Origin of the sequence: Pseudazoarcus pumilus (genome assembly GCF_002872475.1) — a bacterium.
GTDB classification, from domain to species: Bacteria; Pseudomonadota; Gammaproteobacteria; order Burkholderiales; family Rhodocyclaceae; genus Pseudazoarcus; species Pseudazoarcus pumilus.
On record NZ_CP025682.1, the window covers coordinates 2003816 to 2019317 of the forward strand.

The 15502-nt window shown below is 65.9% G+C and carries 17 protein-coding genes; 6 read left to right on the forward strand and 11 right to left on the reverse strand.

The window, feature by feature from the left end:
• The 3 genes from C0099_RS09645 to C0099_RS09655 are packed head-to-tail and all read right to left on the reverse strand — an operon-like array spanning nt 1 to nt 2140.
• Nucleotides 1-741, reverse strand: coding sequence for a DUF3108 domain-containing protein (locus C0099_RS09645; protein WP_164084899.1), 741 nt, complete (start codon nt 739-741; stop codon nt 1-3).
• 17 nt (nt 742-758) lie between these two features.
• On the reverse strand, nt 759-1415 hold the full coding sequence (purN, locus tag C0099_RS09650; protein WP_102247237.1) for a phosphoribosylglycinamide formyltransferase: 657 nt from the start codon (nt 1413-1415) through the stop codon (nt 759-761).
• Complete coding sequence (locus C0099_RS09655) at nt 1412-2140, reverse strand: hypothetical protein (RefSeq protein WP_199797590.1); 729 nt, start codon at nt 2138-2140, stop codon at nt 1412-1414. The genes purN and C0099_RS09655 overlap by 4 nt, the downstream gene beginning before the upstream one ends.
• 113 nt (nt 2141-2253) lie before the next feature.
• On the opposite strand from C0099_RS09655, the gene mutL reads away from it, so the two are divergent.
• Nucleotides 2254-4047: a DNA mismatch repair endonuclease MutL gene (gene mutL / locus C0099_RS09660; protein ID WP_102247238.1), complete on the forward strand. Its 1794-nt coding sequence runs from the start codon at nt 2254-2256 to the stop codon at nt 4045-4047.
• Between the two features lie 55 nt (nt 4048-4102).
• Nucleotides 4103-4294: a hypothetical protein gene (locus tag C0099_RS09665; RefSeq protein WP_123785238.1), complete on the forward strand. Its 192-nt coding sequence runs from the start codon at nt 4103-4105 to the stop codon at nt 4292-4294.
• A 22-nt stretch (nt 4295-4316) separates the two neighbouring features.
• On the opposite strand, the gene C0099_RS09670 is transcribed toward C0099_RS09665, so the two are convergent.
• From C0099_RS09670 to C0099_RS09680, 3 genes are all read right to left on the reverse strand, one after another.
• The gene (locus tag C0099_RS09670) at nt 4317-5597 is read right to left on the reverse strand and encodes a TRAP transporter large permease (protein ID WP_102247240.1); all 1281 of its coding nucleotides are present in this window, start codon (nt 5595-5597) and stop codon (nt 4317-4319) included.
• A complete protein-coding gene (locus C0099_RS09675) occupies nt 5594-6109 on the reverse strand; it encodes a TRAP transporter small permease (protein WP_102247241.1) in 516 nt (171 codons plus the stop codon). The genes C0099_RS09670 and C0099_RS09675 overlap by 4 nt, the downstream gene beginning before the upstream one ends.
• A 75-nt stretch (nt 6110-6184) precedes the next feature.
• Nucleotides 6185-7168, reverse strand: coding sequence for a TRAP transporter substrate-binding protein (locus tag C0099_RS09680; protein WP_102247242.1), 984 nt, complete (start codon nt 7166-7168; stop codon nt 6185-6187).
• 158 nt (nt 7169-7326) lie between these two features.
• Here C0099_RS09680 and C0099_RS09685 point away from each other — a divergent pair, with 158 nt between their 5' ends.
• The gene (locus C0099_RS09685; RefSeq protein WP_102247243.1) at nt 7327-8121 is read left to right on the forward strand and encodes a phosphodiesterase; all 795 of its coding nucleotides are present in this window, start codon (nt 7327-7329) and stop codon (nt 8119-8121) included.
• Between the two features lie 112 nt (nt 8122-8233).
• On the opposite strand, the gene C0099_RS09690 is transcribed toward C0099_RS09685, so the two are convergent.
• Nucleotides 8234-8929: a CBS domain-containing protein gene (locus C0099_RS09690; protein ID WP_102247244.1), complete on the reverse strand. Its 696-nt coding sequence runs from the start codon at nt 8927-8929 to the stop codon at nt 8234-8236.
• Between the two features lie 376 nt (nt 8930-9305).
• On the opposite strand from C0099_RS09690, the gene C0099_RS09695 reads away from it, so the two are divergent.
• Nucleotides 9306-9668 carry a YajD family HNH nuclease gene (locus tag C0099_RS09695; RefSeq protein ID WP_102247245.1) on the forward strand — a complete coding sequence of 121 codons (363 nt, stop codon included), beginning with the start codon at nt 9306-9308 and terminating at the stop codon, nt 9666-9668.
• A 46-nt stretch (nt 9669-9714) separates the two neighbouring features.
• Nucleotides 9715-10221 (forward strand): YqhA family protein, encoded by a 507-nt coding sequence (locus C0099_RS16110; protein WP_123785239.1) that lies wholly within the window; start codon nt 9715-9717, stop codon nt 10219-10221.
• A 44-nt stretch (nt 10222-10265) separates the two neighbouring features.
• On the opposite strand, the gene C0099_RS09705 is transcribed toward C0099_RS16110, so the two are convergent.
• On the reverse strand, nt 10266-10730 hold the full coding sequence (locus C0099_RS09705) for an Lrp/AsnC family transcriptional regulator (RefSeq protein ID WP_102248461.1): 465 nt from the start codon (nt 10728-10730) through the stop codon (nt 10266-10268).
• 302 nt (nt 10731-11032) lie between these two features.
• Here C0099_RS09705 and leuA point away from each other — a divergent pair, with 302 nt between their 5' ends.
• Nucleotides 11033-12721: a 2-isopropylmalate synthase gene (gene leuA, locus C0099_RS09715; RefSeq protein ID WP_102247247.1), complete on the forward strand. Its 1689-nt coding sequence runs from the start codon at nt 11033-11035 to the stop codon at nt 12719-12721.
• Between the two features lie 52 nt (nt 12722-12773).
• On the opposite strand, the gene C0099_RS09720 is transcribed toward leuA, so the two are convergent.
• From C0099_RS09720 to C0099_RS09730, 3 genes are read right to left on the reverse strand one after another with little or no spacing between them, the layout of a single operon-like run.
• Nucleotides 12774-14159, reverse strand: a complete 1386-nt coding sequence (locus C0099_RS09720) for an ATP-binding protein (protein WP_102247248.1) — start codon at nt 14157-14159, stop codon at nt 12774-12776.
• Entirely contained in the window at nt 14159-14818 is a 660-nt protein-coding gene (locus C0099_RS09725; RefSeq protein ID WP_102247249.1) for a response regulator, read from the reverse strand. Before C0099_RS09725 ends, C0099_RS09720 begins: the two co-directional genes overlap by 1 nt.
• Before the next feature lie 25 nt (nt 14819-14843).
• On the reverse strand, nt 14844-15494 hold the full coding sequence (locus tag C0099_RS09730; protein ID WP_102247250.1) for a tetratricopeptide repeat protein: 651 nt from the start codon (nt 15492-15494) through the stop codon (nt 14844-14846).
• Nucleotides 15495-15502: the final 8 nt, after the last annotated feature.

Here is a 15502-nt window from a genome sequence, read left to right on the forward strand (position 1 = left end):
TCAACCCCGCACGGCGAGTACAGGCGCGCCGTCGACGCGCACCTCGATCGCCCGCTGATCAAGGACCTGGCCCTTGTCGTCCTGCATCAGCACGCGAAGCGGAGCCAGCCCGTGCGCCTTCGACAGCCACAGATCGATGGAGAGCTTGCCCGAGCGCGCCTTGAGGCGCACATGCACGGTGTCGATACGCCCCACCGGCAGCTCCACGGTTTCGTCGCCGATCACGCTCAGATCGGTCTCGGCGGCCTTGCGATTGGTCACCAGGGTCAGCCGCTCGGGCAGACGGCCGTCGCGCAGGCTGGCCAGATGCCACACACTGAGCACGTCCAGGTCACCCGACTCGATCCCGAAACTCTCCTTGCGACCCTTGCGGCGCTGGATCAGCACCGACCCGGCCTCCCAGTCGAAGCTCGCGCTCTCGCGTTCGCGCCCGCGCTGATCCACCGTGAACAGCTCGGGGCGCAGCCCGTCGGCCGTGACTTCGCCCCGGCTGCGCTGCACATAGCGGAAATCGACGAACACCGCGGCGAGCCCGGTGGTCTCGAGCTCCACGCTCATCTCGTAGCGGCCATCTTCGTGATGCCACTGATGCACGCCCTCGCCCAGTTTCATGCCGTCCTCGCCACGCAGCACTTCATAGACGATGCGACCGTCGGCGGGCCACGGCGCGGCCAGCGCAGGACTCACGCACGGCAAGCTCACGACGAAGGCGGCAAGGGCGAGGCGAAGGAATCGCGTCACGATGAAAACTCCTGAAGTCATTCGGGTTGCGGACAGATGAATCCGCCCTCGGGGGCGGTCGCGCCGTTCAGGCAGACCCGACCGTCTTGCAGCGACAGTCGGCCGGCAACGAACCAGCGCACGGCCTGTGGATAGATGCGGTGTTCCTGCGCGAGCACACGCGCGGCGAGAGTGGACTCGTCGTCGTCGGGCAGCACCGGCACTGCAGCCTGTATGACGATCGGCCCGGCGTCGAGTTCAGGCGTCACGAAATGCACCGTCGCGCCGTGCAGGCGCACGCCGGCTTCGATCGCGCGGCGATGCGTCGCCAGCCCCGTGAATGAGGGCAGCAGCGACGGGTGGATGTTGAGCATGCGCCCTGCGTGCTTGCGCACGAAATCGGCGGCGAGAATGCGCATGAATCCGGCGAGCACGACCAGACGCGGCGAGAAGGCGTCCACGGCCCGGTCCAGCGCCGCGTCGAAGGCCTCTCGCGTGGCGAAGCCGCTCGCATCCACGACCTCGGCGTGCAGCCCGTGGTCGCGCGCCAGGGCGAGCCCGCCTGCATCCGGCCGGTTCGAGATCACGGCACGGATGTCGAGCCCGGGGATGGCCGCACGCACGATCGCGTCGAGATTGCTGCCACGGCCGGACATCAGCACCACGGCCGGGGTCGGATCGGATGAAGAGTTCATGGAATGGGCAAAAACACCGCGGTTGCCAGGTTCTGCACGATGCGCACGACCGCGCGCTCGGTCTTGATCTCGACCACGTCGGTCAGGGTTTCGAGAATGCCGATGATGCGCCCGAACTCGCGCTCGAAACTGAGGTTGATGATCTCTCCCATCTCGTTGGACAACAGCAATGGTGTGCCGTCGTCCGCACGCGCGGTGGCAAGCTTCCAGGCCGCAATCTCGACGTTGCGCGCCGCATTGTAGAACGCCTGCGGCTCGAGTTCATTGAGCATGTAGAAGCCCACCTGGTTGCCGAAGGCGGTCTGCACCATGCTCGACAGGCCGACGATGAAGGCCTTGACGCGATCGCCCGCGAAATCGGGCTCGAAGGCCAGCATGAGCGCGGCGATGTCGCGCCGATTGTCCAGTTCGTCGAAACGCCAGCCGTGATCGAAACTGAAGATCGTGGCCATCGCCTCGTCGAGCAAGTCGGCGCTCTTGCGCCACTCGCGCGGATTGCGCAGGTACAGCTTGCGGGCGAGCCGGCGCAGGCTCACGAACAGACGCCGCTGCGTGGCCTCGGCATAGTGGTCGAAATCGGTCTTGATGAGCTGCTCGTGCAGGCGCGTCTTCTGTTGCGCGCCCGGCGAGGTACCGCGCACCGTGCAGCCGCCGAGCAGCAGCACGCCGGCCAGCAGAGCCAGCGCGGCGCGTCGGGACGGGGCCGTCGGGGAATTCGGATTCATGCGCTGCACGGCACTTGCAAAAGGGCCCGCCCATGATACCGGAACGCTGCCGCGCTACCGGGCAGCGCGCGCACGCTGCGTATAATCGGACGTTTTGCGAGACCCGCCGCCCGATGCCCGCCATCCGCCAGCTTCCGGACCTCCTGATCAACCAGATCGCCGCCGGCGAAGTCGTCGAGCGACCCGCTTCGGTCGTCAAGGAACTGCTCGAGAATGCGCTCGACGCGGGCGCGCGCGCCATCGAAATCCAGCTCGAACAGGGCGGCGTGCGCCGCATCCGCATCGGCGACGACGGCTGCGGCATGGACAAGGCCGATCTGGCGCTGGCGCTGGATCGCCACGCCACCAGCAAGATCGCCAGCCTCGACGACCTCGAACGCGTCGGCACCATGGGCTTTCGCGGCGAGGCACTGGCAGCGATCTCCGCGGTGGCACGTACCACCATCACCAGCCGTGCCACCGGCAGCGCGCATGCCTGGCGCATCGACGGGGCCGATCGCAGCGTCGCGCCCGCCGCGCTCGACGCCGGCACTGTGGTCGAGGTCGCCGACCTGTACTTCAACACGCCGGCACGGCGCAAGTTTCTCAAGACCGAACCCACCGAACTGGCCCATTGCGACGAGATGTTCCGCCGCGCGGCGCTGGCCCGACCGGATGTCGCCTTCCAGTTCGCACACAACGCCCGCGTGTCGCATCGCCTGCCGCCGACCGACCCGGCACGGCGCATCGGCGCACTGATGGGCGACGATTTCATCGAACACGCCCGTCAGGTCGAGGCCGACGCCGGCGTGCTGCGCCTGAGCGGCTTCGCCTGCGTGCCGGCCTACTCGCGCGCCAACCGCGACGCCCAGTACTTCTTCGTCAACGGCCGTTTCGTGCGCGACAAGCTGCTCGCCCATGCCGCCCGCCAGGCCTACGCCGACGTACTGCACGGCCAGCGTCACCCGGCCTACGTGCTGTTTCTCGAACTCGACCCGTCCGGCGTCGACGTCAACGTGCACCCGGCCAAGATCGAGGTGCGCTTTCGTGAAGCGCGCGCCGTGCATCAGTTCGTGTTTCACGCAATCAGCCGCGCGCTCGCCGAATCGGGCGCGGCGCTCGCCGCCGAACGCGACCCCGCACCGAGCGCCCCGCATGCTCCGCCACCGCGCTGGGCGCCACCGGTGCAAGGGCGGCTGGCGATGGATTCGGCCACGCGCAGCTATCTCGATTTCGTCTCGACCGCGCGGCTCGAAGCCCCGACGGCGACCGCAGGTGGGTCCGAGCCTACTTCGATGCCGGCGCCTGCGATGGACACTGGACCGGCATCAGCCGTGAACGTCGAGGACGCACCGCTGGGCTACGCGATCGCGCAACTTCACGGCATCTACGTCCTCGCCCAGAACGCGCGCGGGCTGATCATCGTCGACATGCACGCGGCACACGAGCGCATCCTCTATGAAAAGCTCAAGACCGTGCTCGACGGCACACCAGCCGTGCAGCGCCTCCTGATGCCGGCCGTGATCTCGCTCGGCGCACGCGACATGGCCGCCGCCGAGGAACATGCACACACGCTCGCTGCGATGGGATTCGAGGTCGCCGCGGCCGGCCCCGAGGAGTTGGCGATCCGCAGCGTACCCGCCCTGCTCGCACAGGCCAGTGCGGGCGAGCTGGTACGCAGCCTGCTGGCCGAGCTGCGCGAGTTCCCGGCCTCCGAAGTGGTCACGGCGCGGCGCAACGAACTGCTCTCGACCATGGCCTGCCACGGCGCGGTGCGCGCCAACCGGCAGCTGAGCATCCCCGAGATGAACGCGCTGCTGCGCGACATGGAAGCCACCGAACGCGCCGACCAGTGCAACCACGGCCGCCCGACCTGGACCCAGTTCTCCATTGCCGAACTCGACCGCCTGTTCTTGCGCGGGCAATAGCGCAGGACGCGCGGGAACCGTCGGTCGCCAGCGCACTCCCAGCGGGGTGCTCGACGTGCTCGCGAAACTCCTGAACTGGTTCTTCAACAACCTCGAGCGGCGCTTCGGCCTGCACACGGGCCGCGACAGTCCGCCCGCGGCTACGCGCGAGTGCGCGTCCTGCGGCGGAGAAGGCGTGCTCGCGGAAACCGGCGATGTATGCCCATCGTGCCATGGCAGTGGGCGCGACGAGGCCGGGTCACGCTAGCGCCTCCCCGCTCGGTCGGCGTTCAGCGCATGCCGAACAGCGCCGGTACGGTGAGCGTCAGCGCAGGTACGTAGGCAATCGCCAGCACGGCGACAATCATCGCCACCAGAAAGGGAATCAAGGGCTTTATCAACCGGTCGATCGGCACTTCCGACAGGCTGGAGCCGATGAACAACGTCAGGCCCACCGGCGGAGTCACGTGACCGAGCGCAAGCGCGGAAAGCAGCAGCACACCGAAGTGCAGCGGATCGAAGCCTAGCGCCATCGCAACCGGATGCAGTATGGGCGTGAGGATGATCAGCGCGGTGGCCGGCGTCAGAAAACAACCGGCGGCCAGTGCGAGCAGAATCACGTTCACCGCGAAGAAGGCCTTCGACGGGAAGTTCGCCAGCAGGAAGGCCGACAGATCCTGCGGCACGCGCTCGATCGTGAGAATCCAGCCAAAGACCTTGGCGACTGCCAGCAGCAGCATGATCGACCCGATGGTCAGACACGCCGCGCCGAGCAACCTGGGCAACTCTCGCCAGCCGATGTCGCGATATACGACCGTCGTCAGCAGCAGCCCGTAGATGAAGGCCACAGCGGCCGATTCCGTCACGGTAAACACGCCGGTGAAGATGCCGCCGAGGATGATCGCCGGCAGCAGCAAGGTGGGCAGCGCATCGCGCGTAGTCGTCGCCAGCCGACGTGCGTTGAAGGCTTGCGGCATCCCGTAACCATGGAGCCGCGACTGCACCCAGGCGATGACCATGAGTGACACGCCAATGGCGATGCCGGGCACGATGCCGGCGGCAAAAAGTTGATCGACGGGCGTACCGGTCAGCCAGGCGTAGAGGATCAGATCGATCGAGGGTGGAATCAGGTTGCCCATGACCGACGAAGTGCAGGTCACCACTGCCGCGAACGCAGCCGGATATCCGCGCCGCTTCATCTCCGGAATCATCACCGAACCGACTGCTGCAGTGTCGGCCGTAGCGGCGCCGGAAATGCCCCCGAAGAACATCGACGCGAGTACGTTGGCATGCGCCAGCCCGCCGCGTGCCCAGCCCACCAGCGCCTCGCACAATGCGACCAGGCGCGTGCCGATGCTGCCGCGAGAGACCAGTTCGCCGAACAGGATGAACAGCGGGATCGCCAGCAACGGTGCCGAATCGATGGCCGCGACCAATTGCTGCGGCACGACCGTGCCGGGCAACCGCCCCTGCCACATCAAGGCCGCCGCGCAGCCCAGCGCCAGCGCGAAGACCACTGGCACCGACAACAACAGCGAACCAAAGAAGACGACGAACAGGACAAGAGTCATTTCGTCGCTCCGTCCGCTTCGTCCGTGACAGAAGCATCACGCGCTGCGCGCAACCATTTCGGCGTCGACAGCACGGTGCCGAGCAGCATCAACGCGCAAGCAACCGGCGCCGCGGCATACACCCACGCCATCGAGATCTGCAGCGTCGAGGAGGTCTGCGTGGCCACCCGCTGCGTGATCGCAATGCCGTAATGAATCAGATAGAGCAGTGCCAGCGCAACCAGCACGAGGACCAGCGCTTCCAGCCACATGCGTGCGCGCCCGCGCAGCGCGCGCAACAACACGTCGACGCGGTGCAACACACCGTCCTGCCAGGCAGCGGCGCCGCCCAGCAGTGTGCACCAGACGAATGCGAACCGAGCCGTCTCGCTGGTCCAGTGCAAGCCGATGCCGAAAACGCTGCGCCCGACGAACTGGCCGCTCACGCACAGCACGATGACGACGAGGAACATGGCCGACAGCGTGACTTCGGCGCGCAGCAGCAGCCGCGCCAGACGCTCATTCAGAGGCATATTGAGCCAGACAAGAGATGAAGGACATGCGACGGACCAATGGTCCGCCGCATTCTCACGCAGAAACGTGCAGGCTTACTTGACCGCACGAATACGTGCAATCCACTCCTTGCCGCCGACCCGGTCCGCCTGGCTGTCGAGCACGGACTCGGCACGCGCGGCCCACTGCGCGGCATCGGCGGGCTCATGGATGGTCACGCCCATTTTCGCAAGCTCGTCGAACAAGGCATTCTCACGCTCGAGGAACAGCGAACGCTCGTAGCGCACGGCCGCATCGCCCGCCTCCTTGACGGCCTCTTGCTGTGCGGGCGTTAGCGCGTCGAAGCTCGACCTGGCCATCATGAAGTTGTGCCAGGAGAAGATGTAATTGATGCGCGTGTAGTGCGGCGCCACCGTGTTGAAGCTCATCGACTTGTAGCTCACCCCGGTGCCTTCGCCGCCATCGACCAGGCGCTGCTGCAGCGACACGAACACGTCATTCCAGGAGATCGGTGTCGGTACCGCGCCGAGTTGCTCCCAGGTCGCGATGATGGCCGGGTTCTCCATCGTGCGAACCTTCATGCCGCGCAACTCCTCGAGATTGCGCACCGGCTGGTTGGTGTACAGATCGCGCGCGCCACCGTAGCCGTAGCCGAGCTTGATCAGACCCTGCTTTTCCATCTGAGCGGCCAGTTCATCGCCCACTTCGCTGTCCATCACCGCGAACAGGTGATCGACGTCGCGGAAGAGGAAGGGCAGGCTCATCGCGCGAAACCCCGGCACGAAGTTGGCCGTCAGCGCGGAAGTGACCGTCGTGATGTCCACGCTGCCCGTCTGCAGGCCCTCGATCAGGGTGCGCTCGTCACCGAGCTGACCCGCGGGAAAGATCTCGACCTTGATTTCCGGCGCGCGCTTGCCCAGTTCCTCGGCAAAACGCTCGGCCATCAGATGATAGGGGTGATCCTGTTCCAGGACGTGGCCGAAGGTCAGCGTCTGGGCCGCGGCGACGGGCACGAAGGTGAATGCCCATAGCGCAACAGCGCCAAAGATACCGGTCTTGATCTTCGTGTGAATCGTCATATCCTTCTCTCCGTATCGTGACTTCGCTTGAGAGGCGCAACGGTAATCGGCGCATATTGCAGCACCGTGACGGACGTCAGCACGCCAGATTCGATTGGCGCAGCGGTAAAGTAGTGCGCGCACGCCAAACGCACAACCCTTTTTTGACACGATCCGACATGCTCATCGCACAGATTTCAGACACCCACATCGGCGTCCCGGGCGCACTGGCTTACGGACGGGTCGACGTATCGCGCATGCTAATTGACTGCGTCCGGCATGTGTGTCGCCTCGATCCACGGCCCGACCTGCTGCTCGTCACCGGCGATCTGGTCGACCGGGGCATCCCGGACGAATACGCGCATTTCCGTGAACTGCTCGCGCCGCTGCAGATGCCCGTACGAGTCATTGCCGGCAACCACGACGAGCGCGAGGCGCTGCGTGAGGCGTTCATCGGCGACGGTTATCTGCCCTCGTCGGGCTTTCTGCACTACGTGCTGGACGAGTATCCGTTGCGCGTCATTGGTCTCGACACGCTGGTGCCAGGCAGCGGACGCGGCGAGTTGTGCGCCGAACGGCTCGAGTGGCTGGATGCAACCCTGTCCGCAAAACCACACGCGCCGACGCTCGTCGCACTGCATCATCCGCCCTTCGACACCGGCATCGCCTACATGGACCGGCTCGGCCTGACCGGCCGCGAGGCCTATGCAGACCTGATCGAAGCGCACCCTCAGGTTCGGGCGACCCTGTGCGGCCACCTGCATCGGCACATCGTCTCCGCAATCGGAAATCGGCCGGCCATCACGGCACCGAGCCCTGCACACCAGGTCGCGCTGAACTTCGACGCGGACGCGCCGGGATGCTTCAGCATGGAACCTCCCGGCTTCTTGCTGCATCGTTGGGACGGCAAACACCTGACGAGCCACGCGGTTTCGATCGGAAACTTCGCGGGCCCCTACCCCTTCCGCCGCTAGACGGGCGCGCACAAGTACCGGCCAGCCGACAACAAAAAAGCCGCGCCCGAAGGACGCGACCTACCGTCAAGCCTGGCGCCAGGACAGACGCACCAGCCGTCCAGCGGGAGACTCAGGCCGGATTCGGCATGGCCTTCATCACCTTCAGATGGTTGTTCACGGACTTCACGCTGTCGACCTCTTCGGCCAGGATGGCCGCGGCCTTGCGCTGGCTCTCCGAATCGACGATGCCCCACAGGTCGACCACACCGTCCTGCACGACCACATTGGTCATGTTGTCGGATATCTCGAAACGCTCTTCGAGCGCATCCATGATGCGGCGCCGGATGTCGGCATCGCTGGCGCTGCCGGCCGGCTGCGACTGCGTATGCGTCACCGAGAAACCATGCAGCAGGTTGGAGCGGCTGATGATGCCCGCCAGCTTGCCGCCCTCGACCACCGGCACGCGCTTGATATGGTGTTTCTCCAGCAACTGCGCAATGCGGAACAGCGGCGTGTCGGGACTGACCGTCACCGGATCGCGCGTCATCAGATCCTCGGCACGGCGCGCGTGCGACTTGATGTAGGCACCACTGTCGTCGCTGGCGCTGAATAGCGCCGCCAGCCACCAGGAATCGCGCCGATCGGTCTGGTTCTCGACGCGACGCATCAGGTCGCCCTCACTGACGATCCCGAGCACCCGGCCTTGCGGGTCGACCACCGGCAAGCCGCTGATGCGGTTGCGGATCATCAACTCGACGATCTCCCGGACATCGGTCTTCGGTTCAATCGTGATCACATCACGGGTCATCACCTCTGACGCATGCATATTGGTCTCCTTGTTGCGTTCCGGGCGTGCCGGTCATCTCCCGGGTCCGCCCCTCGCCGCGGGGAAGCAGCCCCACAGCCGTATCGTCGGCGAGTACGAAACCGCACCTTCGATACTTTATGTGTAGACCGTCCCCACGATACGTGTAAACCCTGAGCCGATGTCATTCGGGTCCCGCACCGAAGTGCGTATGCGCGCCGCAACACCGCCTCCACATTGCATCGAACAATCCATGCGCTTCGGCTAGACTGCTCTGATGGCCGAAACCGACCGGGATCGGGATCGTCGTTTTCCCGCCCGTGCGCAGGACTCACCGGGACGCCCGACAGGGAATCGCCGACTACGATGGAAGCAGCGCCCTCACGGAGACGCCACCATGCCATCGACCGACCCCGACCGCCTCGAGCGCATCGTCGCCGAGGCCCGCCGCAACGCCGATCTGCGCAGTCGCGGCTATCGCGAACGCGCACTCAAGCTCTTCCCGTGGATATGCGCGCGCTGCGGGCGTGAATTCACCCGCGCCAATCTCAGCCAGCTCACGGTCCATCACCGCGACCACGATCACGACAACAACCCGTCCGACGGCAGCAACTGGGAGCTGCTGTGCATCTACTGCCACGACAACGAACACCAGCGCGAGATCGAGGCGCAGCAGGGAAACACCAGCCTCGCCAACCGCGTACGCCCCGCCACGCACACGCCATTCGCCGAGCTCGACAAGCTGCTGAACAAGGACTGACCACACGCGTCGGTGCTACCGCCCGCCGCCCCCATACGGTCGCCGCGTGACACGCAGCGACATTGTGTCGCACCATCGCGGCAACAACACACGAGGATCGATCGTCATGGAACAACCCGCGGGCAAGTTCGAGCGCATCCTCGAATCCACGATCTTCGCCAGCCGCTGGCTGCTCGCGCCGTTCTTCATCGGCCTGATCATGGGCATCGGCGTGCTGCTGATCAAGTTCGTCAAGGAGCTCGCGGCGCTCATCGGCGGCGTGCTGGGCATCGTCGAACACGACACCATCATCTCCAAACAGTGCACTCAAACAGGCAGGTCTCAAAAAGGAGTAGGTCGCATGCGCTACATGGTCGTTCTGGAACAGGGGCCCGAAAGCTTCGGCGCATATGTTCCCGATCTGCCCGGCTGTGTTGCGGTCGGCGAATCGGAACAGGAGGCGCTCGAACTGATTCAGGAAGCGATCGAGTTTCATCTCGAGGGACTCAGGGAAGACGGCATACCGATTCCTTCACCGCATTCCTCGAGTCGCTTCGTCGAAGTCGGCGCGTAGCTCTGCTACCGAAGATCAAGTCAGACCCGACACACCCTCGTCGCTCACCCCACCGGCAACACTCCCCGATCCACTACCCGCCGCATCACGAAGCTCGAATGCACGCCGCTCACGCCTTCGATGCGGGTGATGCGATTGAGCAGCAGGGCCTGGTAGGCGTCCATGTCCTCGACCACGGCCTTGAGCTGGTAGTCGGCCTGCTGGCCGGTGATGAGCAGGCATTCGATGATGTTGGGGATCTCTTCGATGCGCGCCTCGAAGTTGGCGAATCGTTCGGGCGTGTGCTTGTCCATGCTGATGTGGATCAGCGCCATCAGCGTCAGGCCCAGCGCTTTCGGGTCGAGCACGGCGCGGTAGCCGGTGATGAGGCCGGATTCCTCCAAAGCGCGCACGCGGCGCAGACACGGCGAGGGCGACAGACCGATGCGCTCGGCCAGATCCTGGTTGCTGATGCGCCCTTCCCGCTGCAAGACTTCGAGGATGGCGCGGTCGTAACGGTCGAGCTGGATCATGGTTTTGCGTCCGGACTCAAGATGATCGACAGAATACACCCTTTATTATTGTTTTTACGCAACAACCTGCCAATTCAACGGTCTATCCAGGGTGAATTCGCAAACTCATGCTGCACTGCAAGGCGTAGACTTCAGCCATTGATGTAACGGCATGCCCCGCGCCACCCGGCAACCCCGGCAGCGCGATGCGCCAGGCGGCCACAAGCCCCGGCGCGACAAGGCAGACCAGCTCGCCACCCGCGACGATGTCTGCCCCGCACACCGCTACGACCCGCAACCCGGAAAAGCGAGAACAGACCATGTTGAAGAATCCGTCGACCAAGTACAGCGCGTTTCCGCCCGTCCATCTTCCCGACCGGACGTGGCCGAACCAGACCATCACCCACCCTCCGATCTGGATGAGTACCGACCTGCGCGACGGCAACCAGGCCCTGTTCGAGCCGATGAACGCCGACAAGAAATTGCGCATGTTCAAGATGCTGTGCGAGATCGGTCTCAAGGAGATCGAGGTCGCGTTTCCGTCGGCCTCGCAGACCGAATTCGACTTCGTGCGCAAGCTCATCGAGGAAGGCCACATCCCCGACGACGTGACCATCGAGGGCCTCACGCAGGCGCGCGAACCCTTGATCCGCCGCACCATCGAGTCGCTCGCCGGCGCACGCCGCGCCATCGTGCACGTCTACAACGCCACCTCGGAGCAGTTCCGCGAGGTCGTCTTCGGCTTCACGCGTGAAGAGGTCAAGGCGATGGCCGTCAACGCCGTGCAGTTGATCAAGGAACTCACGGCCCAGCACCCGGAGACCGAGTGGGTGTTGCAGTACAGCCCCGAGACCTTCAGCGACAGCGATCTGGACTTCGTGCTCGAGGTCTGCGACGCGGTCACCGAGACCTGGGGCGCCACGCCCGAGGACAAGGTAATCCTCAACCTGCCCGCTTCCGTAGAGGTGAGCACGCCCAACGTGTATGCCGACAAGGTCGAGTGGATGCACCGCAACCTCGCCCGCCGCGACAGCGTGATCCTCAGCCTGCACCCGCACAACGACCGCGGCACGGCCGTGGCCGCGGCCGAGTTGGGCATCATGGCCGGCGCCGACCGCATCGAGGGCTGCCTCTTCGGCAACGGCGAGCGCACCGGCAACGTCGACCTCGTCACGCTGGCGATGAACCTCTACACCCAGGGCATCTGGCCGGGGCTCGACTTCTCCGACATCAACACCATCGCGCGCACCGCCGAGCACTGCACGCAGTTGCCGGTGCATCCGCGCCACCCGTGGGTCGGTGATCTGGTCTACACCGCCTTCTCCGGTTCGCACCAGGACGCGATCAAGAAGGGCTTCGCCAAGCAGAAGCCGGGCGCCAAGTGGAACGTGCCCTACATGCCGATGGACCCTGCCGACGTGGGCCGCAGCTACGACTCGGTGATCCGCGTCAACAGCCAGTCCGGCAAGGGCGGTATCGCCTACCTGCTCGAAGCGGAGTACGGCATGGTCATGCCGCGCCGCCTGCAGGTGGAGTTCTCCGGCGAGGTGCAGCGCGTGACCGACGCCGAAGGGCGCGAGATGAACGCAGAGGCCATCTGGAACTTGTTCAACCAGACCTACATCGACACGGCCGATCCGGTTCGCTACGTGGAGCATCACCTCTACGAGAGCGGCAAGGCGCAGGGCGTGCGCATCACGGTGGAGCACGACGGCGACACCCACGTCATCTCCGGCGAGGGTAACGGCCCCATCGACGCGGCCGTGCATGCACTCAAGACGCTCGGCATCACGGTGGACGTGCGCAGCTACGAGGAGCGTTCGATGCCGTCGGTGGGCGAAGGCAGCCATGCCCAGGCCTGCGCCTTCATCGAGGTGACGGCGCCGGGCGTTGCCGGCGAACGCTACGGTGTGGGCATCGACCCGAACATCGTCACAGCCTCGATCAAGGCCCTGATCAGCGGCGCCAACCGCATCCAGAGCCACGCGGTGCAGGCCAAGGCGGCCTGAAGCGCCTTCCCGGCAGCATGGCGGCCGGCCCCCCGAGGCCGGCCGCTTGCGTCTACACCGTTGCCTCGCGCGGTAGCGCAACGACCACCCGCAGCCCTCCGGACTTCGCTTCGCCGAACAGGATGTTGCCGCCGTGCAGATGGACGATGCGCTGCACGATTGCCAGCCCCAGGCCGGCACCCGCACCCGCACCGGCGCGAAAGAAGCGCTCGGTCAATCGGTGCCGCACGGCTTCGGGCACGCCCGTTCCGTTGTCCTCGACGAGGATGCGCACGACCTGTTCGCCAGGCTCGAGCGCGACCCGGATGGTTCCGCCTTGCGGCGCGTACTGCACGGCATTGCCGATCAGGTTCTGCAACAGAATTCCGATGCTGCCCGCATCACAGCACGCGTGATAGTCGCCGCCCTCGGGCGCCTCGAAGCTCACCTCCTGCTGGCGCTGCAACGCCAGTGGCACCAACTCGGCCAATTCGGCACGCACGAAGGCACGCAGATCGACCGGTGCGCGCTGCACGCCGCCTTCGGGCTCCAGCCGGGCCAGCGTGAGCAGTTGCGAGATCACGCGCGTGGCGCGATCCACGCCGGCGCGCAGATGCCCCAGCGCCTCCTCGCGGTCGGCCGGATCGGCCGCGTCCGCGGCGTTCTGTGCGTGGATGCGCAACACCGCCAGCGGCGTGCGCAACTCGTGGGCCGCATCCGCAATGAAACGCCGCTCGCGAGCGAGCACGGTATCGACCTGGGTGAGCAGGCGGTTGAGCGCGGCGACAACCGGTTCGAGTTCGGCCGGCAACGGCGCCAGCGTGAGCGGCGTCAAGCGTTCGGGGTCGCGTGCGCGAATCATGGCGACCATGTTGGCCAGCGGCTTCAGCCCCCAGCTGATCGCCAGCCACACCAGCAGCGCGATCAGGGGCAGTCCGACGGCGTCCGGCAGCAGGCCGCGCAGTGTGATACTTCCGATGAGTTCGCCTCGCACGTCCTCGCGTTCGGCAACCAGAACCTGACGCCCGGAGTCGTCACCGAGGGCGAACACGCGCCAGCGATGCCCGCCGGCACGAACGTCGTGATAGCCCGGCGGTACGCGCGCACCGGGCAAGGTGTCGCGCAGACCGGCCGGCGCGCTGGCCGACTCGAGCAGTACGGTGCCATCGGCATCGAGCAGCAGAAACGCGAGTTTGGTCTCGTAGCGGTGCCCGGCTTCCGCACTGGCGCTGCGCGAGATCGCCGCGTCGAGCGCGCGCTGCACGGCCTCGCGGCGCCCGGGATCGAATCCGGCATCGAGCATGCCCGAGATCAGGCGGGCGCTACGCGCGAGTTGTGCGTCGAACAGTTCCTCCGTCTCGTGCCGGGCATCGAGATAGCCCTTGGCCGACAGCACGGTCAGCGCCACGGCGAGCAGGCCGAGCACCGAGAACATCACACGCGAACGGATCGAGCGCATCAGACCTTGTCCGCCAGATAGCCCACGCCGCGCACGGTGCGGATCAAATCGGGAAAGAACTTGCGGCGCAGGTGATGCACATGTACCTCCAGCGCGTTGCTCTCGACCTCCTCGCCCCAGCCGTAGAGCGCTTGTTGCAGCTTGTCGCGCGTGAATACCCGCCCGGGCTGGCTGAGCAGCTCGTGCAGGAGCAGGAATTCCTTGCGCGTGAGCACCACCGGCTCGCCCCGCCAGGTGACGCGCTGACAGGCCGGGTCGAGCGTGATGTCACGGTACTCGAGCAACGGCTGTGCGCGGCTGAAGCTGCGCCGCAGCAGTGCGCGCAGCCGCGCCTTGAGTTCGGCCACATCGAAGGGCTTGACAAGATAGTCGTCGGCGCCCGCATCCAGGCCGGCGATGCGGTCTGCGGTGGCATCTCGCGCGGTCAGCACCAGCACCGGCAGGGGGTTGGCCTCCGCCCGCAAATGACGGATCACGTCGAGCCCGTCCATGCGCGGCAGGCCCAGATCGAGAATGGCGAGATCGAAGCTCTCGGTTTCGAGCGCGTGCAACGCGCAGCGCCCGTCGCGCATCCAGTCCACCGTGTAGTTCTCGGACTTGAGGGCGACGCGGATGCCTTCGCCGAGATCGACGTCGTCCTCCACCAGCAGGATGCGCATGGGCTTCTTCCGGACCGGTTGCGGTTCAGCGCTGCGCGACGTCGAGCTTGGCGAGCAGCGCGCGGCACTCGTCGCGGCGCCCCGCGTCGGCGCGCTCGCGCCCCGGGCGTGGCGGTGCGGCAAGCGCGCGCTGCAGGGCTGCGCGGGCTTCATCATAGCGCTGCTGCTCGATCAGGAAGTCGCCGTAGAAGAAGTTCGGGTCAATTCCGTCGGGGTTGATCGCCAACGCCTTCCTGAGCATCTCCTCCGCCCGCTGGTCATCGCCGAACCCGATGGGCCAGCCTGGCACCTGGTAGTAGAGCGAACCAAGGCTGGTCCAGGCCGAACCGTCGAGCGCGGACGGGTCCTTCTCCAGCGCCGCCTCCAGACTGGCGCGCGCCTGCTTGACCAGGCCGAGCGCGCCCAGCCCGCCCCGCGCCCCGGCCCACGAGGCCAGCACGATGCCGCGCCATATCAGCAGTTCGGGCGCGTCGGGCGATTCGAGCAGCGCCTGCTCGGTACGGGCATGCAAGGCCTCGAAGGCCTTGTCCCGCGCGTCGGGCGCCAGTTCATAGCGGGTTTCGGCCCAGGCCTGCTGAATCTCCTGCAGACGCTGCTGGCCGCGCTCGTCGAGCGCGAAGGCATTGATGCCCCACAGGCAGGCGGTCAGGAACAAGATGTTGCGGATGACGTGCATGACATACT